Source organism: Mesorhizobium sp. WSM4898 (genome assembly GCF_029625845.1).
Classification (GTDB): Bacteria; Pseudomonadota; Alphaproteobacteria; order Rhizobiales; family Rhizobiaceae; genus Mesorhizobium.
The window spans coordinates 250,628-274,636 of the sequence record NZ_JARTVQ010000003.1 but is presented as its reverse complement, the minus strand read 5'-3'; the positions used below and the strand labels follow the sequence as shown (position 1 = coordinate 274,636).

Here is a 24,009-nt window from a genome sequence, read left to right as displayed (position 1 = left end):
TCCGCCCAGAAAATTGCTTGAAAACAAACGGCTCAGCCGAGCCACCACTCGCGGCCGGACGGCAGCCGCTCGATCCCCGAAATATCGACGGCGCCGAGCCGCTCCGACACGCTTTTGTTGCCGACCACAAGATCGGGCGCGATCTCGGCCAGCGGCGCCAGCACGAAGGCCCGCTCCAGCATGCGCGGGTGGGGAACCTCAAGACCCGTCTCGTGGATCACCCGGTCACCGAACACCAGAATGTCGATGTCGATCAGGCGCGGCCCCCAACGTTCCTCGCGCACCCGCTTCAGGCGCCTCTCGACATCCAGGCAGAGATCGAGCAGGTCGCGTGGCGAGCGCGCGGTTTCGATGCCGGCCGAGGCATTAAGAAAATCCGGCTGGTCGAGCTTGCCCCACGGCGGCGTCCGGTACAGCGAGGAAACAGCGGTGACGCGCGTCTTGTCGTCGCCGTCCAGCATGCGCAGCGCCGCGGCCATGGATTTCGCCGGATCGCCGAGATTCCCGCCGAGGCTAAGGTAGACGGCGCTATTGGGGCCAGACAACTGTCACCTCGACATGATCGAGCACGCCCGGAACCGGGGCGTTCGGCTTGCGCACCGTAATTTCCGCTTTCCTGATCTGCGGAAAGCGCGCCGCCAGCGCCTTCGCCACTTCCAGCGCCAGCGCCTCGATCAGGAAACGCCGGTGCCCGGTGACGATCTTCTCGATGACCGCGAAGGCGATGCCGTAATTGACGGTATCCTCGATCGAATCGTCCTCCAGCGGCCGGCTGGGCTCGACGGTGAGTTCGGCGTCGACATAAAAACGCTGGCCGAGCGTCTCCTCCTCGTCCAGCACGCCGTGCCGGGCAAAGAAGGCGCAGTTCTTCATGCGGATGACATACATCGTCAGCGTCCGGGAGAAAGTTTTTCTCGCGTCAGCATAGCATCGGCCATCGCCAGCGCATCCACGTTGATTGCGACATCGTGGACGCGAAAAAGATCGGCTCCCTTGAGCCGCAGAATGACGCTCGTGGCCGCGGTGCCGACAGCACGCTCAGCAGGCTCGCGACCCGTGACGCCGCCGATAAAACGCTTTCGCGACGTCCCCGCCATCAGCGGAAAGCCGAGCGCCTGAAGCTCGGAGAACCGCGCCATCAGATCGAGATTTTCCTCCGTCGTTTCCTTGGCAAAGCCGAAACCGGCGTCGAGCACGATCTGGTTCTCGGCAACATTGCTGGCGCGCGCGATCTCCAGCGATTTGCTGAGGAACAGAAGCTGGTCCTCGATCACGTCCGACAGCTTCTGGCGCTCACGGCCGGTGTGCATGATGATCAGGCCGGCGCCGGTCTCGGCCGCGACTCTCGCGATGCCGGGCTCGCGCTGCAGTCCCCAGACATCGTTGACGATATGCGCCCCCGCAGCGACGGCCCGCCGCGCGGTGTCCTCGCGATAGGTGTCGACCGAAATCAGCGCCTCGCCCGATGCCGCGAGCGCCTCGATGACCGGCAGCACCCGCGTCTGCTCTTCTTCGGCGCTGATCGGGGCAAAACCGGGCCGCGTCGATTCCCCGCCGATGTCGATGATGGCCGCGCCCTCTTCCGCCATGCGGCGCGCCTGGGCTATCGCCTTCTCCGGCGCGATGAACAATCCCCCGTCGGAAAAACTATCCGGCGTGACGTTGAGGATGCCGACCACGACCGACTTGGGGCCGAGGTCGAGATGGCGTCCATGCGCGAGCTGCCACCGCCTTGTCGTCATTGTCCATCAACCATGCGTGATCCGCGCGAAATCAATTTCGTTGCGCCGGCAACGGCCGTAAAGCAAGGTGCGTGAAGAGGCAACATGATGAACCGTTCCCTGCTCTGCGCCCTGATGCTCACGCTGGCCGCCACGCCGGCCGCCGCGGCGAATCTGGTGAAGACCTACAGCTATTTCAGCGTCGGCGGCCGCACGCTGGACGACATCGAAAAACAGCTGACGAAAAACGGACCGGAAGTGAAGAGCACCGGCTCCCGGCATCCGGGCGCAACGCAGATGGCCTTCACCACCCGCGTCAGCTACGCGCAGACCGCGAATTCCTGCCGGATCGCGAACGCGCAGGTGACCGTGAAGGTCAAGGTGATCCTCCCGGAATGGCGGCGCCCGCGCAAGGCGGATCCGGAGGTCAGGCTGTTCTGGGATACGCTGTCGGCCGACATCAAGCGCCACGAAGAGCGCCATGTCGAGATCGCCAAGAACCACGCGCGCGAACTCGAGGACGCGCTGAAGGCGACTTATCCGCAAAGGACCTGCGAAGCCGCGAAGGCCCAGGCCGCCCAGATCTCGGCCGCCATCCTCGCCAAGCACGATCGCGCCCAGGTGCAGTTCGACCGCGTCGAAAGCGTCAATTTCGAGAGCCGAATGATCCGGCTCCTGCGCTACCGGATGCAGCGCACCCAAAGCGGGCGGTTGCCACCGGCTTGACCATTTGACCGGTGGTGCCGGCGAAAGCCAATACTGCCGAAACAATGGTGCCAGATTCCAAAAAACTTTCGAGCACCGGTCGAAAACGGCCTATATCGACCGACATATATCGGGTTCGCCGTCCGGCGGACTTTGGAAACCGAGATACGAATGACGGGCGCAGGACGCCCCGCACCGGCTGCTTCTTGCCGACGGCGCACCGACCTTGAAAGAGTGACGCATGGACCAGACCGTCGACAATCGCACGACGATGAGGACAATGGCCTCGCCGTCGATCAGCGAGAGCGAGAAAAACGCCATCATCGGCGGCGTGCTCTTGTCGATGCTTCTGGCGGCGCTTGACCAGACCATTGTGTCGCCTGCCTTGCCGACCATCGCGCGCGCGCTCGGCCATGCCGAATACCTGCCCTGGATCGTGACCGCCTATCTGCTGACGGCCACCGCGATGGCGCCGCTCTACGGCAAGATTTCCGACGTCTACGGTCGCCGGCCGGTCATCTACGCCGCCATCCTGATCTTTCTTTTGGGATCGCTGGTCAGCGCCCTGGCCCCCAACATGCTGGTGCTGGTCATCGGCCGGGCGATCCAGGGGGCCGGCGGCGGCGGCCTTTTCGCGCTGACGCAAACCGTCATCGGCGATCTGGTGCCGCCACGCGAGCGGGCCCGCTACGCCGCATGGATCTCCGGCACCTGGGCGGTGGCCAGCGTCGCCGGCCCGCTGCTTGGCGGTGTCTTCGCAGAGCATCTCCACTGGTCGTTGATCTTCTGGATCAACCTGCCGATCGGCGTCCTGGCGATGGCCATCATCAACAATCCGCTGAAGAAGTTGCCGATCGCGGCAAAACATCACCGCATCGACGGGCTGGGCGCAGTGCTCTTGGTGATCGCCACGGCGCTGCTGCTTCTGGCGCTCAACTGGGGTGGCAGCACCTATCCGTGGTTCTCGCCGGAAATCCTTGGGCTGGTGGCCTGCTCAGCCGCGTTCTGGGCGTTGTTCGCGCTGCGGCTGCTGAGGGCCAGTGAGCCTTTGATCTCGCTCGAGGTGCTGAGCAACCGGATCGTGCTCGCCGGCACGTTGTTGATGTTCCTGCTGCAGGCGGCAAATATCGGGGCGTCGGTTTACCTGCCGGTCTATCTGCAATCGGTCGTCGGGCTCTCGGTCAGTGAATCCGGCATCGCCATGCTGGGTCTCCTGCTCGGCACCGTTGCCGGTGCCACTTTCAGCGGCCGCATGATCCCGCGCTTCGTCCACTACAAGCGCATTGCCATGGTCGGCGTCAGTTTGGCGATCGCGTGCATCGGGGTGCTGAGTGCCATTGCGACACACGCGTCGCTGCTCGAAGTCGAAATCCTGACGACCCTCATTGGCCTCGGCAGTGGCACGACCTTCCCGGTCAGCACCGTCTCGGTACAGAATGCGGTCGATCGCGCCCATCTCGGTGTCGCGACTGGCGTCCTGACCTTCCTGCGCACACTGGGCGGCGCGCTTGGCGTCGCCCTGCTCGGCGCCGTCGCGCTCGGCTACGGCCTGCCGCTCGCCGCCGAGGGCTCGCAGACGCATATCGAGCTGACATCGGCAATGCCGTTCGTGATGATCTTCCTCACCGCCGGCATCACTCTTGTTCTTGCATTGATCGCGCTGGCGCTGATGCCGGAAAAGCCGCTGCGCGGCAAGGACGAGCACGCAGCGCCCGTGCTCGCCGAATGATCACGTCAATCGTGGACGCCGAGCTTCTTTTGCAGGCTGGTCGACGAGGTCGTGTACTGGAAGACGATGCGCTCGCCCGGGCTGACGATGCGTTTTGCGGCCTGCGCCATCAGGGCGACCTCATGGAAACCTGAGAGGATCAGCTTCAGCTTGCCCGGATACCAGTTGATGTCGCCGATGGCGAAGACGCCGGGAACCGACGTCTGGAATTTCTCGGTGTCGACCGGGATGAGGTTCTCATGCAGGTTCAGCCCCCATTCGGCGATCGGCCCGAGTTTCATGGTGAGGCCGAAGAACGGCAGCATGCGCGTACATGGCACCTCGATGTCGCCATCCGGGCCACCCTTGATGGTGGCGGACGAGAGCTGGCCGTCGGCGCCTGCGAGCCCGCTCACCTGACCGACCAGGAATTCCAGCTCTTTCATCTCCTGCATGGCGTACATCTTGTTGACGCTGTCGGGCGCAGCCCGGAATTCCGGACGCCGGTGGACAAGTGTCACGCTTTTGGCGATCGGCTGCAGGTTGAGCGTCCAGTCGAGCGCCGAATCGCCGCCTCCGACGATGACGAGATCGTGGCCGCGGAAATCTTCCATGCGCCGGACCGAATAGAACACGCTCTTGCCTTCGTAGCTCTCGATGCCCGGGATGGGCGGTCGCTTGGGCTGGAATGAGCCGCCGCCGGCGGCGATCACCACCACCTTGGCTTCGAACACCTCAGCCTCGTCCGTGGTGACGCGGAAGCTGCCGTCCTCGAGCTTTTCGAGGCTTGAGACCATCCGGTTGAAAGTGAAGTCCGGCTTGAAGGGATGGATCTGTTCGAGCAGCTTGTCGACCAGACCCTGCGCAGTGATCATCGGCCAGCCGGGAATGTCGTAGATCGGCTTTTCCGGATAGAGTTCGGCGCATTGCCCGCCGGGACGGTCGAGGATGTCGATGAGATGGCACTTCATGTCGAAGAGCCCGAGTTCGAACACGGCGAATAGGCCGACCGGCCCTGCCCCGACAATGAGTACGTCCGTCTTGATCGTGTCCGTCATCAGCTCCGCCCCATTTTGGGAATGCTGGCGACAGTGCATGAGCATTGGCCCGCTGCCAAGCAGCCACGGCAAAATTGGAAATGGAGACTTGGTTCAGCCCTGCCGTTCGGGAACGCGCACGACCAGCCCGTCGAGCGCGTCGCGCACCTTGATCTGGCAGGACAGGCGCGAGTTGGGCCGGACGTCGTAGGCGAAGTCCAGCATGTCCTCCTCCATCGCTTCCGGCTCGCCGACCTCACCCGTCCAGGCCTCGTCGACATAGACATGACAGGTCGCGCAGGCGCAGGCGCCGCCGCATTCGGCCTCGATGCCGGGCACCGCGTTGCGGATCGCGTTTTCCATGACGGTCGAGCCGTTCTCGGCCTCCACGTCGAATTGAGTACCGTCATTGGCGATGTAAGTCAGCTTGGCCATTTGTCACCTGAGGAGTCGCAGCCGAGATAATCACTCTGCCGGACAAGTCAACTGCGGCGCGAAAGCGCCACCGCATGACGTTTTTTCTGGATGTGCTCCCTGGAGGACTACCGGCTGATGGCGGCGATGAAGTCCCGCACTTCATCGATCAGCACGCCCAGTTTCCTCAGGATGCGACCATCCTCAGGCTGCTTTTCAATGGCTGCAGCGCATTCGGCGACGGCAAAGGCGCCGATGCCGCGGGCCGAGCCTTTCAGGCCGTGTGCAAGGAGCACCCGTTCCTTGGCATCGGCATCGACGATCTTGTCGCGCACCGAAAGCGCCTGCTGCACGAACAGCGCCAGCACCTCCTGTTCGAGCGCGCGATCATCCATCGTCTGCCGCGCAAGGTGGGCCATATCCACAGGTCGCGAACCTGCCGTCCCCGACACGTCCCCGCCGGGCATGGAAAACGCAATACCAATCTCGCCACGCATACGCACTGCTACTCCAAGAAAGGGCGGCCGGCGGCCCGAAAATAGGCGGATTCCCGTCGCCAACGGGTTAACGATTGCCAGGGAAAAATGTTGTCACGGAGGCAGCCAAATCACGCTCTCGTTAACCTTATATTTAAAGTTTTACGTATCGCCGGGAATGCATGTTTTCTTTACCCGTGTGTGTCATTACGATACGAACGTCCATTTTCAGCCTCCTGTCTGGGACCAGACAAGCCAGAATCAGGCCAAAATCATAAGTCCCGCGGCAGCTAGTACAGGGTAGCGAAGGCATGGCTAAGAAACCGACGACGACCAAATCTCTCGAGAGCGACGTGGCCGCGGAACTGGAAAAGGCGCTTGACCTTGACCTGAACGGCGACGAAGGCGGGCTCGACATGGCGGCGTCGATGGAAGATCTCGAGGCCCAGATTTCGGCGGCCGCGGATGAACTGGCGCGCGAAGGCCGCAGCCATAGAATCGAGCCGGCAAATGAGCCTCAGGCCGCGAAGGCGGCGCCCCAGCCGAAGCCGGCGGAACTGCGCCCGCTCGAATCGCGCGCCTCGCAACCGAACGGTTTTACGCCGGCTCCTGCCGGTTTCACGCCGGCCAATGACGATCGCCAAAAGGATTACCGGACGCTTCTGCATGGCCTCAACCGGCGCGCTTCGAGCACCGTTTACTGGGTGATCGCGTTCATTTCACTCGCCTGGATCGCGGGCGCCGGCGGCCTCGCCAACCTGCTGTTCGGGCCGAGCATCTGGCAGATCCGCACTCTCGACCAGTTCTTCGCCCGCCCCGAGCTGATCGGCCTGGCGGTCGCGGCGATCATCCCAGTCATCCTGTTCTGGGCCTTCGCCGCCATGATCCGGCGCGCGCAGGAAATGCGCATCGCCGCGCAATCCATGACCGAAGTGGCCTTCCGCCTCGCCGAGCCGGAAAACCTTGCCCAAGACCGCGTCATGATGATCGGTCAGGCCGTTCGCCGCGAGGTCGCCGCCATGGGTGAAGGCATCGAACGCACTTTGGCCCGCGCCGTCGAGCTCGAAACCCTCGTCCACAGCGAAGTCAACCAGATCGAGCGCTCCTATTCCGAGAACGAAGCGCGTATCCGCTCGCTGGTCGACGGGCTGGGCAGCGAGCGCGAAGCTGTCGTTAGCCATGCCGAGCGCGTGCGCGCTTCGATCCACGGCGCGCACGAGACGCTGCGCGACGAGATCGGTGCCGCCAGCGATATCATCCGCGATTCGATCCTCAATGCCTCGACCAAGCTGTCGATGACCATCAACAATTCGGGCGACACGCTGATCGATCGCATCAACGAGAGCTCGCTGTCGATCTTCGATTCGGTGGAAACCCGGCTCGACACGATCACTGACCGCCTGTCGACCTCGGGCGAGGCCTTCGCCAGCCTGCTCGACACCCGCATCGCCAAGCTGACCGACACCACGGACGGCCTTACCCGTTCGCTGACCGATCTTCTTGACGATCGCACCAACGGCATGGTTTCGCTGCTCGGCGGCGCCGCCCGCACACTGAACTCCGAGTTCGAAGCAAGCCTCAGCGGCATCGAGCGGACGCTGGCCGAGCGCGGCCAGGCGCTGATCAGCGAGTTCCAGACCCGCGCCGAAGCACTCGACACCGGCACCCAGAAGCTCAATGCCGCGCTCGAAGCGCGTGCCCGCCAGATCAACGAAACTCTGGTCGAACGTGCGCGCGAGATCGCCAACACCTTCGCCGAGAGCAAGGACCAGCTGTCGTCGATGATCGATCAGGGCAAGACCCAGATCGGTGCCGACATGGCCGACATCATCTCGTCGACCTCTTCCATGCTCGAAGCCCGCGCCACGGATTTCGCCGGACGCATGGAGGCGGCCCGCCATGTCGTGTCGCGCGCCTTCGACTCCGACATCCAGCGCCTCGCCGATGCTCGCGCCGGCATTGACGAAGCCATCGAAGACCACAGCCGGAAGCTCTCCGACAGCAGCAACCGTATGGCCGCCGCCATGCAGGAGGACCTCGCGAAATTCGCCGAGAGTCGCGCCGGCATCGATGAGGCCGTGGCCAGTCAGGTCCAAAAACTGGCCGAGGGCCGCAGCCTTATCTCTCGCGCGCTGGAAGAGGACCTGCGCAAGGTCAACGAGTCCCACGCGGCCATCGACGCCTCGCTCGGCGCCCATCTCGAGCAGCTCCAAGAGAGTCGCAACCGCCTCTCCCAGGCGCTGAACGAAGACTCCGGCAAACTCGTGCAAGCCCGCACCATAATTGACGAAATGGTCGCTGGACATGTCGGCAAGCTGGCCGAGGGCCGCAACATTCTGGCGCGCGCGCTGGAGGCCGATCTCGGCAAACTGGCGGACAGCCGCGCCTCGATCGACGGCCTGGTCGCCGGCCAGGTCGAGAAGATCGCCGAGGGCCGCGCCGTGCTCGCCAAGGCGCTGGAGACCGACATCGCCGGGATAAGGGACCTGATCGAGATCCATTCGGCCAAGCTCGCGGAGGACAGGGGTGAACTCAGCCGCGCGCTGGAGAGCGACCTGAGCGGAATCCGAAGCCTGATCGACAGCCACGCCGGCAGGCTTGTCGAGGACCGCAGCCTGCTGTCCCAGACGCTCGAATCCGATCTCGCCAAGTTGGCCGAGAGCCGCGCCTCGATCGACGGCCTGGTCGCCGGCCAGGTCGAGAAGCTCGCCGAAGGCCGCGATATCTTGAAGCGCGCCCTGGAAGCCGACATCAACACCATCAGGGGTGCCATTGCGGGACACTCCGAGAAGGTGCAGGAGGAACGCGCTCAGCTGTCGCAGGCCCTGGAGGCCGACCTGCAGACCGTCGGCGGCGCAATCTCCGATCACCAGAACAGGCTCGTCCAGGACCGCGCCGTGCTGTCGAAGTCGCTCGAGGACGATCTGGCCAAGCTGGCCGAGAGCCGTTCCAGCATCGATGGCTTGGTGGCCGGCCAGGTCGAGAAGCTTGCCGAGGGCCGCGATATCCTCAAACGCGCGCTGGAAGCGGACCTCAACACCATCCAGAGCGCCATCGTCGATCATTCGCAGAAGATCGCCGACCATCGCGCCGAGCTGTCGCGCGTCCTGGATGCCGATATGGCCAATGCCAGCGGCCTCATGCAGACCCACGCCGACAGGCTGGTCCAGGACCGCTCGACCCTGTCCAAGGCCTTGGAGGACGATCTCGCCAAGCTGGCCGAAAGCCGGTCCTCGATCGATGGTCTGGTCGCTGGCCAGGTGGAGAAGCTGGCCGAAGGCCGCGATATCCTCAAGCGTGCGCTCGAAGCGGACCTCGCCAAGCTCGCCGAAAGCCGCGCCTCGATCGACGGCCTCGTTGCCGCCCAGGTGGACAAGCTCGCGGAAGGCCGCGATGTCCTCACGCGCGCCCTCGAGGCCGACCTGGCCAAGCTCGCCGAGAGCCGCGCCGGCATCGACGGGCTGGTCTCCGGCCAGGTGGAAAAGCTCGCCGAAGGTCGCGACATCCTCAAGCGAGCGCTTGAATCCGATCTGCAGAAGCTGGCGGAAAGCCGCTCGGAGATCGACGGCGTCATCGCCGGTCACATCGGCAAGCTGTCCGAAGGCCGCGACATGCTGGCCCGCGCGCTGGAAGATGACCTCGTCAAGCTCGCCGAAGCGCGCAAGGACGTCGACCGTTCGGTGTCCGGCCATATCGACCAGATCGCGGCCAAGAGCAGCGACATCTCGGCGGCGATCGCTGCCGATGTCGAGAAGATCGAGCAGGCCTTCAGCCGCCAGACCGGCGTCATCGAAGAACGCGCCGGCACCATGGAGCGTGCGCTTTCGGCCGGCGTCGACAATGTCCGCGGCGTCCTCGAAAAGACCGCAGTCTTCGTTGCCGGCGCGCTGCGCGACAAGGTGATGGAAATCACCAGCACGCTGCACGAGCAGGCGGGCGCTGCCTTCAGCGACGCCGATCGCAAGATCGCCGAACGCGCCGAACAGACTTCGGCTGCGCTGCTCGCCAGGGCCGAAGAGATTGCCAACGCCTTCGAGCAGGCCGACCGCCGCCTGCACGAGCGCGCGCAGGACACCTCGAGTATGCTGATGGCCCGCGCCGATGACGCGTCCAACGCGCTCATGGCCCGTGCCGAGGAAACCGCCGACAAGCTCGCCGCCCGCGCCGGCGAGATCGCCGGCACCTTCGACGCCGCCGACCAGAAACTGGTCGCCCGCGCGGTCGAAACGGCGCAGTCGCTCGCAGCCCGCGCCGGCGACATCCTGCGCAACTTCGAGGGCGCGGACGAGCGCCTCAGCATGCGCATCACCGAATCGGCCGAAGCGCTGGCCGCCCGCGCTTCGGATCTCGGCCGCATCTTCGACGCCGCCGACCAGCATCTGATCTCGCGCATTGCCGAAGGTTCGGAGGCGCTGTCGTCGCGGGCGTCTGAAATTGCCCGCATCTTCGACGACGCCGACAACCGTTTGGTGTCGCGCATCGCCAGCAGCACCTCGACCATCGGCGAACATGCCGACACCATTGTCGGCGCATTCGCCGCCACCGAGCAGCGCGTCGCCGACCGTGCCCGCCAGACCGGCCAGGAACTCGCCGTCCACGCCCGCGAGATCGAGCAGGCACTTGCCGGTGCCGACGAACGCCTGGCCTCGAGCGCCGCTACGGCGGCGGCCCGTGTCGAGGAGCAGGTGGCGAGCGTCGAGAACCGGCTCGCCTACGGCGCCGAAACGATGGGTCAGAAGCTCAACGAGCAGGTCTCCAGCGCCGAGGCGCAGCTCATCTCGCGCGCCAACGTCATTGCCGAAACCTTCACCGCGGTCGGCCAGCATATCGGCCAGAGCACCAACGAGGCGGCAAAGACCATCGGCGCCAACACCCGCGAGCTCAACACCATGCTTGCGGCGCGCTCCGCCGAAATGTCGAAGATTCTCGACGAGACGGCGCGTCCCCTGGTCGAGCGCTTCGCCCAGGGCGGCTCCGAGCTGCAAAAGAGGATGGAAGAGGTCACCGAACAGGCGACCGAGAAGCTGCGCAGCGAAAACGCGGCCCTCGTCAATGCGCTCGCCAACCGTACCGCGGAGACGCTCTCGGCGGTCGAGGGCGCCCGCTCGACGCTGGCCGACAGCGTTGCCGACCTTATCGGCCGCATGACCACCTCCAGCGCGCAGCTCAGTCAGCTGATCGACCAGGCGGCCGTCAATCTCGGCCAGGTCGAGGAGCGCCTGAGCGGCAGCACGCAGAGCTTCGCGGCGACCACCGAGAAGGCGGCCCAGACCTTTGCCAGCTCGGCGCGCCTCGTTGATTCCAACACGACGCGGCTCACCGATCTGTCGTCGGCGACGTTGCGCGAGGTCGCCTCGATCGCGACCAAGTTCGACGAGCACAGCCGCCTGCTGTCGAGCGCCTCGGACCTGCTGAGCTCCGCGCAGAGCAATCTCGAGCACACGCTGGAGCGGCAGTCGTCGCTGGAAGACCTCGCCGTCGGTCTGGTCAAGAAGTCGGAAGACCTCGAGAAAGTCATGCGCTCCTTCGAGACTCTTGTGGGCCAGACGATGCAGAATGCCGAGGGCCGGACGATGGAATCGGCGGAGAAGATTCGCACCGCCATCGCCGAGGTCGTCGATTCGGCGACGCGCCGCTTCGCCGACGCGACCGAGGAGATGCGGCGCACCGCAGGTTCCATCAAGAGCGAGCTGGACCTCACCCGCGCCGAGCTCAAGAAGGGCGTCATCGAGATGCCGGAGGAGGCCAAGGAATCGACCTCGGCCATCCGCCGCGCCGTCGCCGAGCAGATTAACGCGCTCAAGGAACTGTCGGATATCGTTGCGAAATCCGGCCGCAGCGGCAGCAGCGAGACCGGTGAGCCGCGCGCCCTGCGCCCCGCGCCGCAGTCGCCCGCCCGCCCCGCCGAGCAGCCGCTGCGCCGCCCGCCGGCGCCGCAGCAGCCTCAGCCGGAGCGCCCGGCGCCGCAGGCACCGCTCGGCGAGACGACGCTGCGCGGCACCCTCGATCTCGAGCGCCCGGCGGAAGCGCCGCGCCGCGATCCGAACGGCCGCACGCAGCAGGGCGGCTGGGTGCGCGATCTCCTGACCAACGCCTCGCGCGAGGAAGAGCTGAAGCCGGCGACGCCCGCGGAAGCACCGCGCGCGACCCCTGCCCAGCGTTCGCCGCTGCATGTCATGGAATCGCTCAACTCTCTATCCGTCGACATCGCCCGCGCTATCGACCATGACGCCTCGATCGAGTTGTGGAACCGCTACCGCCGCGGCGAGCGCGACGTGTTCACGCGCCGGCTCTACACGCTGAAGGGCCAGCAGACCTTCGACGAGATCCGCCGCAAGTATCAGGCCGAGGCCGAGTTCCGCGCCGCCGTCGACCGCTACTGCGACGATTTCGAGAAGCTGCTCAAGGACGTATCGCGCAACGACCGCGACAACATCATGGCGCAAACCTACCTCACGTCGGACACCGGCAAGGTCTACACGATGCTGGCCCACGCCAGCGGCCGCCTGCACTGAACGGGGCACATGTCAGACACTGAAGCGGGGGCATTGCTCCGCTTCTTCATTTTAGAATCCACTTCCAGTTGACGCAGGTCCCATCTTCGATTTGGCGGGGAAGGCCTTGAAGACAGCGATAATCTTCGACTGCGAATTTCTTTGCCCGCAGATTTTGGTGCGCGGCTCATGATCCCGATCCGGTCATAGCCCAGGTCGGCGCAGTAAAGCTCGGACTTGAGGGGGAGTTTCCCCTATTAGGCACGCACTGCGCCTATGTGCAACCGATTGACCGATTCGGCCGGGGATACGCGCTCGATCCGTTTTTCACCCAGCTCACCGGCATCACTGAAGAAACCCTGGAGACCGAGGGAGTCGAATTGGCAGAAGCTCTTGCCGACATCGACCGGTTCTCCGACGGTGCGCGCTTTTGGTCCTGGGGCAAGGACGAGCTGAACATGGTCGCGATCAGTTGTTATGTCGCCGGCATTCCCGTTTCCATACCAGCCAACCGGTTCGACAATGCAGTCAAGCTGCTGCTAGCGGCAGGGATGCCGATCGAAGATTTGGCGAGGACACCCAGCAACAAGCTGGCGGACTATTATGGCGTCGACCACGCTCCGTTGCGGGCACACGACGCGCTCGACGATGCGCTATCGCTGACCTACACCCTGCAACATCTGTTGAAATCCGAAAAATTGCAGGCAGACGTCTTCGAGTGTTTGTAGCCTGCGTGGCACCGCACCGGCACGCGCATTCGTTCAGATCACCGAATCGGTCCAGCGGACGATGTCCTTCGCCGCTTGGCCGAACGCGTTGTCCAGGGCACCGACATAAGCGGCATTTCCGCCGCCCGAGACCGGTGCGCTGGCCGTGAAGTCCTTCGAGGCGCGCACCTCGCCATTGCGATCGTTGAGGATGCGCACGAACAGCTCGACATCGGCATGTTCGCCGCCATTGACCCGGACTTCGAAGGACCGCACCTCGACGATGATCTGGTAGTCGATCGCCAAACCCTCGCCCGGCTTGCCGACACCGGCAAAGCTGCCGGAGCGCTGAAAAGTCTCGGCGAGCCTTGCCTGCACGATCAGCGGCAGGCGGTCCGCCCATTGCGCGCCCTTGAGGAACTGGATCGACTGGTCGGACGGCCTGATCACGATGTTCTGGCTGTCCAGCGCCTTCAGCGCCGAGGGTTGGGCGATCAGGATCTGGCGGCGGCTGTGGCCCCGCATGTCGAGCGAAGGCGCGGAAAGCTCGAACGTGTCGAGCGGCGCCGGCCTGCCCCCCAGTACCGCGCAGCCTGCAAGCGTGAACACGAGCGTCGCGGCAGCAACGGACTTCAACCCTCTCACTGACTTCACGCGCGATCCCCACTGTCCCCGGATCTGACGATCAACTTACAGCTGCAATCCATGTTCTTGGCGTTCGCAGCAGCGGAAGTCAACGCCGTGCCCTGCCGTCAAACTGACGGACCTCCCCCTCGCCGCCCGTCAGTATGCGCTGCGGGTTTCGGCTGAGATCTGTCACCGCTTCCTCGATTCGGCTGATCGAGCGCCGGCTGGCCTGGACCAGCGCCTCGACATCCTGCAGCCCCTGGCCGGAGAAGCGCGACAGATTGTCGACGATGGTGCCCAGCCGAGAGTTCAGCGTATCGGCAACCTGCTTGAAGGATTTCAGCGTCGCCCGAGCATCGGCCATCACGCCATCGGCTTCACCGGACCCGAGAAGCTTGTCGACCTTCTCGAGAATTCCGTCGACGCGCACGGACGCGTCGTTGAGGCGCTGCGCAAGCTGGCGGGCATTCTTGATCGTATCGTTGATGTCGTCGGAGCGGTTGGCGATCTTGTCGGTGACCTTGGCGATGTCGGCGGCCGCCTTGTTGGCGCTGTCGCTTGCCTTCTGGATGTTGGCGAGCGCCGTACGGACATCCGCCGGATCTATCCCATCGAGAACGCCGTTGACCTTGGCGAGCGTCCCTTGCGTCTGCTTGGCGAAGTCGTTGACCGACCCCACCGCGGCATCGACGTTCTTCAGCACGCCGTCCAACTGCCCGCTGGTTTCCTTGAGGTTCGCGGTGACCGTGTCGACATTGGCGACGATGCTCTTGATCCGGTCCTTGTCGACCGAATTGAGCAGGCCCTCGGCCGCCTTCAGCGTGCTGTCGAGTCGGCCCGACACATTTTGCAATTGCTCCGAAAGCGAGCTCACGGCGGACAGGAATTTATCGATGCCGTCCGAATTCTTGGCCAGCGCGTTGGAGAAGGTCTCGACGTTCTTGACTGTCTGCGTCAGCGGTCCGCGAACATCCTTGGTGAAGCCTTCCAGCTCGGAAAGCACCTTGTCGGCACGGGTGAAGATGTTCTGCGCCGTCTGCAGCAGGTTGGTCACGGCCGACGGATTGGCGACGATCTCCGGAACCCTGCCTTCTTTCTCGGCCTGGTCGAGCAGCTTCACTTCCTTGGGATCGGCGCCTTTCAGCTCGATATTGGCCTGGCCGGTGAGGCCGGCGAGCCCGATATCGGCCTGCGTCGACTTGGTGATCGGCGTCATGCGGTCGATCTCGGTATCGGCGATGGCGACCGTCGGGTTGTCGACATCGATATAGACCCGTTTGACGTCGCCCACCTTGACGCCGTTGAACAGCACGAAGCTGCCGCGGCCAAGGCCCGAAGCCGAGCCCGGGATGCGCACGCGCAACAGCGTCGTCTCGCCGCGCTCGCCGATCGCGGCCGTCCAGTAGACGAAGGCGAAGGCCGCGAGGATCGCGGCCAGCGTGAAAATGCCGACAATGACGTAGTTGGCTCTGGTTTCCATTACCTCACTTATGGCTATGCGCGAGCCGCAAGATCAAGTTGCCGGGCGCGTTTTCCGCGGAAATAGGATTTTACCCACGGCTCCTCGCTTTTCAGCATGTCGTCGATCGTGCCTTCGACCAGCACCCTCTTCTTGCCGAGCACCGCCACGTGGTCGCAGGCGGTGAACAGCGTGTCGAGGTCGTGCGTGACCATGTAGACCGTCAAATCCATCGTATCGCGCAACTTGACGACCAATTCGTCGAATTCGGCCGCGCTGATCGGATCGAGGCCCGAGGTCGGCTCGTCGAGGAAGACGATGTCCGGATCGAGCGCCAGCGCGCGAGCCAACGCCGCGCGCTTGATCATGCCGCCCGACAGCTCGGAGGGGAATTTCTGCGCTGCATCCGGCGGCAGCCCGACCAACTCGACCTTGAGCATGGCGAGCTCGTCCATCAGCTTCTTCGGCAGGTCGAGATACTCGCGCATCGGCACCTGCACGTTCTCCAGCACCGTCAGCGCCGAAAACAGCGCGCCGTGCTGGAACAGGACGCCAAGCCGCATGTCGATGCGCAGGCGCTCGATCTCGCTTGCCTTGTCAACGTCGACGCCGAACAGCCTGATGGTTCCCGATTGCTTCGGCATAAGCCCGAGGATGGTGCGCAGCAACACCGACTTGCCGGCGCCCGAGGCGCCGACGAACCCCAGGATCTCGCCGCGCTCGATGTCGAGCGAAAGCTTGTCGAGGATCAGCTTGTCTTCGATGGCAACCGTGACGTCACGGACCGAAAGCACGATCTCGCTCTCGTCCGCGTTCTGCGCCGTGTTGACCCCGTTGCCGCTTGCAACCGCCATCTCAAAACCCGATCGATGCGTAGAACATGGCGAAAAGCCCGTCGAGGATGATGACGACGAAGATCGACTTCACCACCGACGCGGTCACGTGCTGGCCGAGCGATTCGGCGCTGCCGCCGACCTTCATGCCCTCGACCGAAGCGATGGTGCCGATGATCATGGCCATGAACGGCGCCTTGATCAGCCCGGCAAAAATGGTGCTGAGGTCGATGGCGACCCGCAGCCGATCGATGAATGCCGCCGGTGGAATGTCGGAATAGAGCCAGGCGGCGATGATGCCGCCGCCGAGCGCGGCGAAATTCGCGATGATCGTCAAGCACGGCAGCGCAATCACCAAGGCGACGAGCCGCGGAAACACCAGCACGCCGATCGGGTTCAACCCGATCACCTTCAGCGCGTCGACCTCCTCGCGCATCTTCATCGAGCCGATCTCGGCGGTGATGGCGCTGCCCGAGCGGCCGGCCAGCATGATCGCGGTCATCAGCACGCCAAGTTCGCGCAGGATCAGCACGCCGACGAGGTCGACGACGAAAATGTCGGCACCGAAATAGCTGAGCTGATAAGCGCCTTGCTGGGCGACGATGGCGCCGACGATGGCCGACATCAGCACCACCACGGGAATGGCGCCGACGCCCATGCGGTCGATCTGGTTGAAGATTGCTGCCGGATTGACGGCATGGCCGCGGCCGAGCTTCATCTGCGCGCCGCGGATGGTGGCGCCGAGGATGTTCATCGAGGCCAGAAAATCGTCGCGCATCTCGTAGACGCGGCGGCCGACCAGCTCCAGCGCGCGCAGGATGATGTTGGGCGGTCCGGCCGGCCCCGATTCGGGTTCGCGACGCACCGCGTCGCCCACCGCGCCGAGCAGGATTGAGGCGATCTCGCTCTGCCCCTGCACATGCACTTCGACGCCTTTCTTCTCGAAAGCGCTCGCCAGCCGATCGATCAGCCAGGCGCCGGCCGTGTCCATCTTCTCGATCTGGGAAAGGTCGAGCATCAGCTTCTTGGCGCTGTTGCGGTTTTCGATCTTGCGCATCTCCGCATCGACCGATGCCACGGTCCGCGTCGTCCAGACACCCGAGAAAGCGCAGCCGATTACGTCGCCTTCCTCGCCGACGATAATGCGCGGCTGGTGATTGACATCACCGGCGGGCGTGCGGCTTGCGTCGCGTTTGCGGATGGTCAACATGGCGTCCTGTTTAGCGTGACGGGACTGGCGTGTCGATTTGCCGGGAGACCGGGTCGCACAGCCGGAGAAGAAAAATATGGCGCGTGTCATTTCGGTCGAGGCGGAGCGATTCCCCATCGCGGGCACCTTCACCATATCGCGCGGATCGAAAACCGAGGCCGAAGTCATCACCGTGACGATCGCCGACAACGGACATGTCGGGCGCGGCGAATGCGTGCCCTACAGGCGCTACGGCGAGACGATGGAAGGCGTGCGCGCCGCAATCGAGGCGATGCGCGGCCAGATCATCGACGGCATCGGCCGCACCGCCTTGCTCGCGGCCATGCCGGCCGGAGCGGCCCGCAATGCCATCGACTGCGCCTTGTGGGATCTCGAAGCCAAGCTGGGCGCCAGGCCGGTGGCGGACGCGATCGGGGTCGTTTCGCCTAAGGCGCTCGAAACCGCCTACACGCTGTCGCTCGCCGAACCTGGGGCGATGGCGGCGCAGGCCCGCGCCGCTGCCTCGCGGCCGCTGCTCAAGGTCAAGATCGGCGGCGACAACGACGCGGCAAGGATTCGCGCCGTGACGCAAGCCGCCCCGCAAAGCCGCATCATACTCGATGCCAACGAGGGCTGGACCGATAACAACATCGTCGAGAATCTCGCATTCGCAGCCGAGCACGGCATAGTGCTGATCGAGCAGCCGCTGCCGGCCGGCCGTGATGGCATCTTGCGCGAAATCGCGCATCCCGTGCCGATCTGCGCCGACGAAAGCGTGCACGAGGCGAAGAACCTCGAAGCGCTGGTCGGCCTTTATGACGTCGTCAACATCAAGCTCGACAAAACTGGTGGAATGACCGAAGCGCTGATCCTTCGCGACCGTGCCCGCGAGTTGGGTTTCGGCATCATGGTCGGCTGCATGGTCGGCACGTCGCTCGCCATGGCGCCGGCAGTGCTCTTGGCTCAAGGCGCCGATTTCGTCGACCTCGACGGGCCGCTGCTCTTGGCGCACGACCGCGAACCGGGTCTCGTCTACCAGGGCTCGCTGGTCTCACCGCCTCAGCCGGCGCTGTGGGGCTGACCGCGCGGCAAGCCCGATCAGCGCGAGGCCGATGATCGCGATCGGGATCATCGCCAGGAACCCGTCGACGCCAAGATGATCGTAGAGCGGGCCGGAGACCAGCGTGACCGCGGCCATGAAGAAGCCGTTGAAGAAATAGGCGATGCCTTGCGCGGCGCCCGTGCGCTCTTCGGAAACCGTTTCGCCGATCATCTTCTGCAGGCCGATCAGCACCATCGCCACCGAAACCGCATGCAGCGTCTGGACGCCGAAGAAGCCGACGACGCCGAGGCCCAGCGGCCAGACCAGCGGAAAGGCGACCCATCGCAGGATCGAGCCGATGCCGGCGATCACCATCACCCTGACGACGGAAACGGAGGCGAAAATGCGGTTGAAGAACAAGAACATGCAGACCTCGGCAACCACGCCCCAGGCCCACAGCAGGCCGACGACGGAATCGCTGATGCCGATCGACTTCCAGTAGATCGACACGAAGCCGTAAAGAAAGGCGTGGCTGGCGGTGATGATGCCGACACCCAGCGTGAAATAGAGGAAATAGGCGTTGAAGAGGCTTGGCGCCGAATGCTGAATGTCGGTCGCCGATAATGGCGACGCCTTGCGAGGCTTGCCCATCCGCGGCGCCCACAAACCCGCGACAAGCGCTGCGGCAAGGGCCACAAAGATGATCGCCGGAACAGTTTGCGGGCCGGTGGCCGCCAGGATGAAGCCGCCGACTATATTGGCGCAGAAATAGGAGATCGAACCCCATTTGCGCATGGCGGTGTAGTTGGAGCCGAAGCGGCGGACGCCCGACAGAGCCAGCGAATCGGCCATCGGCGAATGCGGCGTCCAAGGGATCGAAAGCAACAGCGAGATGGCCAGCACGCCCGCATAGGTGGCCGGCAGGAAATAGCCGGCCGAAATGATCATCGTCGCCGCGACCAGCGCGATATAGACATTGGCGCGGTCCTTCGCCCGGTCGGCAAACGCGGTGAGCATCGGCGTCGTCACGACGCGCAGGAACATCGGCGCGGCCAGGATGACTGCGATCTGTTCGGCGTGGAAGCCTTTCGCCTCCAGCCAGAGCGGAAAATAGGGCAGATGCGTCCCCTGCGACACGAACAATGTCGCGAAGATCAGGCTCATGCGCAGTTCGAAATGGGCTGGCTTGACGAGTTGCTCAGGCGAAAGCGGCGGCAGCGGCATGAATCGATCCAATTACGCTGCATTCCACGACCCGCAACGCGTTTCGATCCCTATCACGCGGCAAGGCGCGGCGGAACCGCCTGGACCAGTCGATCTGGCCAAAGCTGTTGAAAGACAAGGAACCTCGGAGCCGGAAAGGCGCTCAGGCAGCCTTGACCGCCCTGCCCTTGAGATCGATGAGATCGAGCACCGGCGCGTCCTTGCCGGCCGCAACTTCGGGCAGCACATGCGCCCAGGTCAGGATCTCCATGCGGCCGTCGAAATGCTCGACCACCGCGGTGCAGCTTTCCACCCAGTCCCCGGTGTTGATGTATTGCACGTCGCCATAGCTTTCGATCGCGGCGTGATGGATGTGGCCGCAGATCACGCCGTCGACATGCGAGCGCCGCGCTTCCTCGGAGAGCACCGTCTGGAACGATCCGATGAAGTTCACCGCCTTCTTCACCTTGACCTTCGCCCAGGAAGAGAACGACCAGTAAGGCAGGCCGAGCAGGTGGCGCAGTCTCGTCACGAGGCGATTGACCAGCATTGCCGTGTCATAGGCGTAGTCGCCGAGGTAAGCGAGCCAGCGCCGATTGTGCACCACAGTGTCGAACTGGTCGCCATGGATGACGAGAAGCCGCCTGCCGTCGGCGGTCTCATGAATGGCGCGGTCGGCAACGACGATGCCGCCGAAATGCACGCCCTGGAACTGGCGGGCGAATTCGTCGTGGTTGCCGGCGATGTAGGTGATCGAGGCGCCCTTGCGCGCCTTGCGCAGCAACTTCTGCACCACGTCGTTATGGCTCTGCGGCCAATGCCAGCTGCGCCGCAGGCGCCAGCCGTCAACGATGTCGCCGACCAGGTAGATGGTATCGGCGTCATGGTGGCGCAGGAAATCGATCAGGAAATCGGCCTTGGCCGCCTTCGAGCCGAGATGCACGTCGGAAATGAACATGGTGCGAAAAGTGCGGGGCTCTGGACCGGACATCGCGATTTCCACCTTTCTTTGGCGTGCTATGCCTCGATTCATGCAACAACCGTATGACGGTTGCGGTTGGTCCAGCCCAGGCGCTAGCTTGCCGCCCTCGAAAAAGGAGAAATCACCATGGATCTCGGCATTCGCGGCAAGAAGGCCATCGTCTGCGCCTCGAGCAAGGGACTGGGGCGCGGCTGCGCGATTGCGCTGGCCGAAGCCGGCGTCGACCTTGTCATCAACGGCCGCAACGCCGAGCTGTTGGCGAAGACGGCGCAGGAAATCCGCGAAAAATTCGGTGTCGAGGTGATCGAGATCGCCGGCGACGTCTCGAAGCCGGAAGTGCAGAAGGCATTGCTTGCCGCCTGCCCCGCCCCCGACATCCTGGTCAACAACAATGGCGGCCCGCCGCTTCGCGATTTCCGCGAGCTCGACCGCGCGAAAATCCTCGAAGGCGTGACGCAGAACATGGTGACGCCGATCGAGCTGATCCAGGCGGTCATCGACGGTATGGCCAAACGCGGCTTCGGCCGCATCGTCAACATCACATCGCTGTCGGTCTATGTGCCGATCCCGGGCCTCGACCTGTCGTCGGGCGCCCGCGCCGGCCTGACCTCGTTCCTTGCCGGCGTGGCCCGCACGGTCATCGACCGAAACGTCACCATCAACAGCCTGTTGCCCGGCAAGCTCGACACCGACCGGTTGCGTGGCCCGCATGAAGCCGGCACGCCGGAAGACCCGGCAGCGGCCGCCGCGCGCAAGGCCCGCATCAGCGCCGACGTACCGGCAAAGCGCCTCGGCACGCCGGAAGAGTTCGGCCAGATCTGCGCCTTCCTGTGCTCGGTTCATGCCGGCTATCTCACTGGACAGAACATCCCGGTCGACGGCGGCCTCTACGTCAGTGCGTTCTGACGAGCTTCGTCAATCCGCCGCAAGTTTCCGAGCCAACAGGCTGAAATGGATTGATTATCTTCGCCTCGGCATCGTGAATGCCAGGGCCGACATTTGGCGTCGCGAAGAATCGCCGCTGCATGCTAAAAGGCTCGAAAGCAAGAAGCGCAGGAGGGCCGCGAATGGACGGCGAGAGCAAGAAAACGGCCCGATCGGACCTCGATGAGGCCGCGCTCTTCTTTCACAAGCACCCCACCCCGGGAAAGCTCGAGATCCAGGCGACCAAGCCGCTGGGCAACCAGCGGGATCTCGCGCTTGCCTATTCGCCGGGCGTTGCCGCTCCTTGTCTCGAGATCCGGGACGATCCGGCGGCCGCCGCCGACTACACGGCGCGCGCCAACCTCGTCGGCGTTGTCTCCAACGGCTCGGCGGTGCTTGGGCTGGGCAATATCGGCCCGCTCGCCTCCAAGCCGGTGATGGAAGGCAAGGCGGTGCTGTTCAAGAAATTCGCCGGCATCGACGTCTTCGACATCGAGATCGATGCTCCCGAGATCGAGCGCATGGTCGAGACGGTGGCCGCGCTCGAGCCGACCTTCGGCGGCATCAATCTCGAGGACATCAAGGCGCCTGAATGCTTCGAGGTCGAGGAACGGCTGAAGGCCCGCATGGGCATTCCGGTTTTCCATGACGACCAGCATGGCACGGCAATCATCGTCGCCGCCGCGGTGCTCAACGGGCTGGAATTCGCCGGCAAATCGATCTCCGACATCAAGATCGTCACGTCCGGCGCGGGCGCTGCAGCGCTCGCCTGCCTCAACCTTTTGGTCTCGCTCGGGGCCAAGGTCGAAAACATCTGGGTCACCGATCGTTTCGGCGTCGCCTACAAAGGCCGGGTCGAGGAGATGGACCGCTGGAAAGACCCTTATGTGAAGGACACCCAGGCGCGCACGCTGACCGATGTCATCCCCGGCGCCGACGTCTTTCTCGGCCTCTCCGCCGCAGGCGTGCTGAAGCCAGAACTCCTGCAGCACATGGCGCCGAAGCCGCTGATCCTGGCGCTCGCCAACCCGACGCCGGAGATCATGCCTGAGGTGGCGCGCGCGGCACGGCCCGACGCCATGATCTGCACCGGGCGCTCCGATTTTCCCAATCAAGTCAATAACGTGCTCTGCTTTCCTTACATTTTCCGCGGCGCGCTGGATTGCGGGGCGAGCGCCATCAACGAGGAGATGAAGATGGCCGCGGTCAGAGCGATCGCGGCGCTGGCCCGCGAGGAGCCATCGGACGTCGCCGCCCGCGCCTATTCCGGCGAGACGCCGGTCTTCGGCCCGGACTTCCTGATCCCCTCGCCCTTCGATCCGCGGCTCATCCTGCGCATCGCGCCGGCGGTGGCGAGAGCCGCCTGCGACACCGGCGTGGCGACGCGGCCGATCTCCGATTTCGCGGCCTATGTCGACAAGCTCAACCGCTTCGTCTTCCGCTCTGGCCTGGTGATGAAACCGGTGTTCTCCTCGGCCAAGGCCGCCAGCGCCAAGCGCGTCATCTACGCCGACGGCGAGGACGAGCGCGTGCTGCGGGCGGCACAGGTGGTCCTGGAGGAAGGCATCGCCGAGCCGATCCTGATCGGCCGCCCGCATGTCGTGGAAGTCAGGCTGAAGCGTTACGGCCTGCGCATCCGGCCGGGGGTCGATTTCGGCCTGATCAACCCGGAGGACGATCCGCGCTACCGGCACTATGTCGATCTGCTGATCGAACTCGCGGGTCGCCGCGGTATAACGACGGAAGCCGCCCGCACCATGGTGCGCACCAACAACACGGTGATCGCCGCGCTTGCGTTGAAGCGCGGCGATGCGGATGCGATGATTTGCGGGCTCGAAGGCCGCTTCGAGCGACATCTGCGCAATGTCACGCTGATCATCGGGCCGCGTCCCGGCATCAAGGACCGCGATCTCTCGACGCTGTCGATGCTGATCTCGCAGCGAGGCATCATCTTCCTCACCGACACCCATGTCTCCGTCGATCCGACGGCGGAGGAGATCGCCGAGATGACGGTGCTGGCGGCGGAAGAAATCCAGCGCTTCGGCATCGAGCCGAAGGCAGCATTGCTGTCGCATTCGGATTTCGGCTCGCGCGATTCGCCCGGCGCGCTCAAGATGCGCGAGGCCGCCGCCATCCTCGCCCGCATCGCGCCGGAGCTGCAGTGCGATGGCGAGATGCATGCCGACTCGGCTCTTTCCGAACATCTGCGCCAGCGCGTCTACCCGCATTCGCGGCTGAAAGGGGAAGCCAATCTGCTGGTGTTCCCGAACCTCGATTCGGCCAACATCACGCTGACGGCGCTGCGTGCCATGATGGACGCGCTGCATGTCGGGCCGATCCTGCTCGGCACCGACAAGCCCGCGCACATCCTGACGCCTTCTGTGACCTCGCGCGGCGTTGTCAACATGACGGCACTGGCAGTCGTCGAGGCCGCGCACAAGGCGCAGGCGCTCGCCCCGATCTGAGTTGAGGGTGAGCTCTGGGTTGA

18 protein-coding genes and 1 pseudogene are annotated in these 24,009 nt (G+C 64.3%); 7 read left to right on the top strand and 12 right to left on the bottom strand.

The annotated features are described in order from the left end of the window. Positions 1-32: 32 nt before the first annotated feature. Genes folK through folP form a run of 3 tightly spaced genes read right to left on the bottom strand, consistent with a single transcriptional unit; the run spans position 33 to position 1,742 of the window. Positions 33-545 carry a 2-amino-4-hydroxy-6-hydroxymethyldihydropteridine diphosphokinase gene (gene folK, locus P9228_RS15980; protein ID WP_127216235.1) on the bottom strand — a complete coding sequence of 171 codons (513 nt, stop codon included), beginning with the start codon at positions 543-545 and terminating at the stop codon, positions 33-35. Next, positions 529-888, bottom strand: a complete 360-nt coding sequence (gene folB / locus P9228_RS15975; RefSeq protein ID WP_066992392.1) for a dihydroneopterin aldolase — start codon at positions 886-888, stop codon at positions 529-531. Before folB ends, folK begins: the two co-directional genes overlap by 17 nt. Before the next feature lie 2 nt (positions 889-890). Further along, positions 891-1,742 carry a dihydropteroate synthase gene (gene folP, locus P9228_RS15970; RefSeq protein WP_278054292.1) on the bottom strand — a complete coding sequence of 284 codons (852 nt, stop codon included), beginning with the start codon at positions 1,740-1,742 and terminating at the stop codon, positions 891-893. An 84-nt stretch (positions 1,743-1,826) separates the two neighbouring features. Here folP and P9228_RS15965 point away from each other — a divergent pair, with 84 nt between their 5' ends. After that, the gene (locus tag P9228_RS15965) at positions 1,827-2,447 is read left to right on the top strand and encodes a DUF922 domain-containing protein (RefSeq protein ID WP_278054290.1); all 621 of its coding nucleotides are present in this window, start codon (positions 1,827-1,829) and stop codon (positions 2,445-2,447) included. Positions 2,448-2,667: 220 nt separating this feature from the next. Continuing rightward, positions 2,668-4,155, top strand: coding sequence for an MDR family MFS transporter (locus P9228_RS15960; protein WP_278054289.1), 1,488 nt, complete (start codon positions 2,668-2,670; stop codon positions 4,153-4,155). A 5-nt stretch (positions 4,156-4,160) separates the two neighbouring features. Here P9228_RS15960 and P9228_RS15955 read toward each other — a convergent pair whose 3' ends face one another. The 3 genes from P9228_RS15955 to P9228_RS15945 all read right to left on the bottom strand — a co-directional run bounded on the left by P9228_RS15955 (position 4,161) and on the right by P9228_RS15945 (position 6,082). Beyond that, positions 4,161-5,192: an NAD(P)/FAD-dependent oxidoreductase gene (locus tag P9228_RS15955; protein WP_278054288.1), complete on the bottom strand. Its 1,032-nt coding sequence runs from the start codon at positions 5,190-5,192 to the stop codon at positions 4,161-4,163. Positions 5,193-5,285: 93 nt separating this feature from the next. After that, positions 5,286-5,606: a 2Fe-2S iron-sulfur cluster-binding protein gene (locus P9228_RS15950; RefSeq protein ID WP_066992377.1), complete on the bottom strand. Its 321-nt coding sequence runs from the start codon at positions 5,604-5,606 to the stop codon at positions 5,286-5,288. A 107-nt stretch (positions 5,607-5,713) separates the two neighbouring features. Continuing rightward, positions 5,714-6,082 carry an Hpt domain-containing protein gene (locus P9228_RS15945; RefSeq protein WP_066992375.1) on the bottom strand — a complete coding sequence of 123 codons (369 nt, stop codon included), beginning with the start codon at positions 6,080-6,082 and terminating at the stop codon, positions 5,714-5,716. Between the two features lie 290 nt (positions 6,083-6,372). Here P9228_RS15945 and P9228_RS15940 point away from each other — a divergent pair, with 290 nt between their 5' ends. Both P9228_RS15940 and P9228_RS15935 read left to right on the top strand, forming a co-directional pair. Beyond that, complete coding sequence (locus P9228_RS15940; protein ID WP_278054285.1) at positions 6,373-12,576, top strand: kinesin; 6,204 nt, start codon at positions 6,373-6,375, stop codon at positions 12,574-12,576. 106 nt (positions 12,577-12,682) lie between these two features. Next, positions 12,683-13,283: pseudogene (locus P9228_RS15935) on the top strand (3'-5' exonuclease). Between the two features lie 33 nt (positions 13,284-13,316). Here P9228_RS15935 and P9228_RS15930 read toward each other — a convergent pair. The 4 genes from P9228_RS15930 to P9228_RS15915 all read right to left on the bottom strand — a co-directional run bounded on the left by P9228_RS15930 (position 13,317) and on the right by P9228_RS15915 (position 17,391). Further along, positions 13,317-13,907, bottom strand: coding sequence for an ABC-type transport auxiliary lipoprotein family protein (locus P9228_RS15930; RefSeq protein ID WP_095800812.1), 591 nt, complete (start codon positions 13,905-13,907; stop codon positions 13,317-13,319). An 88-nt stretch (positions 13,908-13,995) separates the two neighbouring features. After that, on the bottom strand, positions 13,996-15,369 hold the full coding sequence (locus P9228_RS15925; protein WP_278054281.1) for an MlaD family protein: 1,374 nt from the start codon (positions 15,367-15,369) through the stop codon (positions 13,996-13,998). A 14-nt stretch (positions 15,370-15,383) separates the two neighbouring features. Then, positions 15,384-16,202: an ABC transporter ATP-binding protein gene (locus P9228_RS15920; RefSeq protein WP_067328403.1), complete on the bottom strand. Its 819-nt coding sequence runs from the start codon at positions 16,200-16,202 to the stop codon at positions 15,384-15,386. A gap of 1 nt (position 16,203) precedes the next feature. Further along, positions 16,204-17,391: an ABC transporter permease gene (locus tag P9228_RS15915; protein ID WP_278054279.1), complete on the bottom strand. Its 1,188-nt coding sequence runs from the start codon at positions 17,389-17,391 to the stop codon at positions 16,204-16,206. Positions 17,392-17,467: 76 nt separating this feature from the next. Here P9228_RS15915 and dgcA point away from each other — a divergent pair, with 76 nt between their 5' ends. Continuing rightward, positions 17,468-18,451 (top strand): N-acetyl-D-Glu racemase DgcA, encoded by a 984-nt coding sequence (gene dgcA / locus P9228_RS15910; protein ID WP_278054277.1) that lies wholly within the window; start codon positions 17,468-17,470, stop codon positions 18,449-18,451. Here dgcA and P9228_RS15905 read toward each other — a convergent pair. Together P9228_RS15905 and P9228_RS15900 are read right to left on the bottom strand one after the other, a co-directional pair. Further along, positions 18,422-19,636: an MFS transporter gene (locus P9228_RS15905; protein ID WP_095825302.1), complete on the bottom strand. Its 1,215-nt coding sequence runs from the start codon at positions 19,634-19,636 to the stop codon at positions 18,422-18,424. The genes dgcA and P9228_RS15905 overlap by 30 nt on opposite strands. Before the next feature lie 142 nt (positions 19,637-19,778). After that, a complete protein-coding gene (locus tag P9228_RS15900; RefSeq protein ID WP_127217192.1) occupies positions 19,779-20,606 on the bottom strand; it encodes a UDP-2,3-diacylglucosamine diphosphatase in 828 nt (275 codons plus the stop codon). 117 nt (positions 20,607-20,723) lie between these two features. Between P9228_RS15900 and P9228_RS15895 the strand changes: the two genes are divergently transcribed. Both P9228_RS15895 and P9228_RS15890 read left to right on the top strand, forming a co-directional pair. Next, positions 20,724-21,503, top strand: coding sequence for an SDR family oxidoreductase (locus P9228_RS15895; protein WP_127243305.1), 780 nt, complete (start codon positions 20,724-20,726; stop codon positions 21,501-21,503). Between the two features lie 161 nt (positions 21,504-21,664). Then, complete coding sequence (locus tag P9228_RS15890; RefSeq protein WP_067328387.1) at positions 21,665-23,986, top strand: NADP-dependent malic enzyme; 2,322 nt, start codon at positions 21,665-21,667, stop codon at positions 23,984-23,986. Positions 23,987-24,009 lie beyond the last annotated feature (23 nt).

What these genes read in the sequence shown, in the direction of transcription:
- folB (WP_066992392.1), bottom strand. Translation starts at nt 888, where the DNA reads ATGTATGTCATCCGCATGAAGAACTGCGCCTTCTTTGCCCGGCACGGC.
- folP (WP_278054292.1), bottom strand. Translation starts at nt 1,742, where the DNA reads ATGACGACAAGGCGGTGGCAGCTCGCGCATGGACGCCATCTCGACCTC.
- P9228_RS15965 (WP_278054290.1), top strand. Translation starts at nt 1,827, where the DNA reads ATGATGAACCGTTCCCTGCTCTGCGCCCTGATGCTCACGCTGGCCGCC.
- P9228_RS15960 (WP_278054289.1), top strand. Translation starts at nt 2,668, where the DNA reads ATGGACCAGACCGTCGACAATCGCACGACGATGAGGACAATGGCCTCG.
- P9228_RS15955 (WP_278054288.1), bottom strand. Translation starts at nt 5,192, where the DNA reads ATGACGGACACGATCAAGACGGACGTACTCATTGTCGGGGCAGGGCCG.
- P9228_RS15950 (WP_066992377.1), bottom strand. Translation starts at nt 5,606, where the DNA reads ATGGCCAAGCTGACTTACATCGCCAATGACGGTACTCAATTCGACGTG.
- P9228_RS15945 (WP_066992375.1), bottom strand. Translation starts at nt 6,082, where the DNA reads ATGCGTGGCGAGATTGGTATTGCGTTTTCCATGCCCGGCGGGGACGTG.
- P9228_RS15940 (WP_278054285.1), top strand. Translation starts at nt 6,373, where the DNA reads ATGGCTAAGAAACCGACGACGACCAAATCTCTCGAGAGCGACGTGGCC.
- P9228_RS15925 (WP_278054281.1), bottom strand. Translation starts at nt 15,369, where the DNA reads ATGGAAACCAGAGCCAACTACGTCATTGTCGGCATTTTCACGCTGGCC.
- P9228_RS15920 (WP_067328403.1), bottom strand. Translation starts at nt 16,202, where the DNA reads ATGGCGGTTGCAAGCGGCAACGGGGTCAACACGGCGCAGAACGCGGAC.
- P9228_RS15915 (WP_278054279.1), bottom strand. Translation starts at nt 17,391, where the DNA reads ATGTTGACCATCCGCAAACGCGACGCAAGCCGCACGCCCGCCGGTGAT.
- dgcA (WP_278054277.1), top strand. Translation starts at nt 17,468, where the DNA reads ATGGCGCGTGTCATTTCGGTCGAGGCGGAGCGATTCCCCATCGCGGGC.
- P9228_RS15905 (WP_095825302.1), bottom strand. Translation starts at nt 19,636, where the DNA reads ATGCCGCTGCCGCCGCTTTCGCCTGAGCAACTCGTCAAGCCAGCCCAT.
- P9228_RS15900 (WP_127217192.1), bottom strand. Translation starts at nt 20,606, where the DNA reads ATGTCCGGTCCAGAGCCCCGCACTTTTCGCACCATGTTCATTTCCGAC.
- P9228_RS15895 (WP_127243305.1), top strand. Translation starts at nt 20,724, where the DNA reads ATGGATCTCGGCATTCGCGGCAAGAAGGCCATCGTCTGCGCCTCGAGC.
- P9228_RS15890 (WP_067328387.1), top strand. Translation starts at nt 21,665, where the DNA reads ATGGACGGCGAGAGCAAGAAAACGGCCCGATCGGACCTCGATGAGGCC.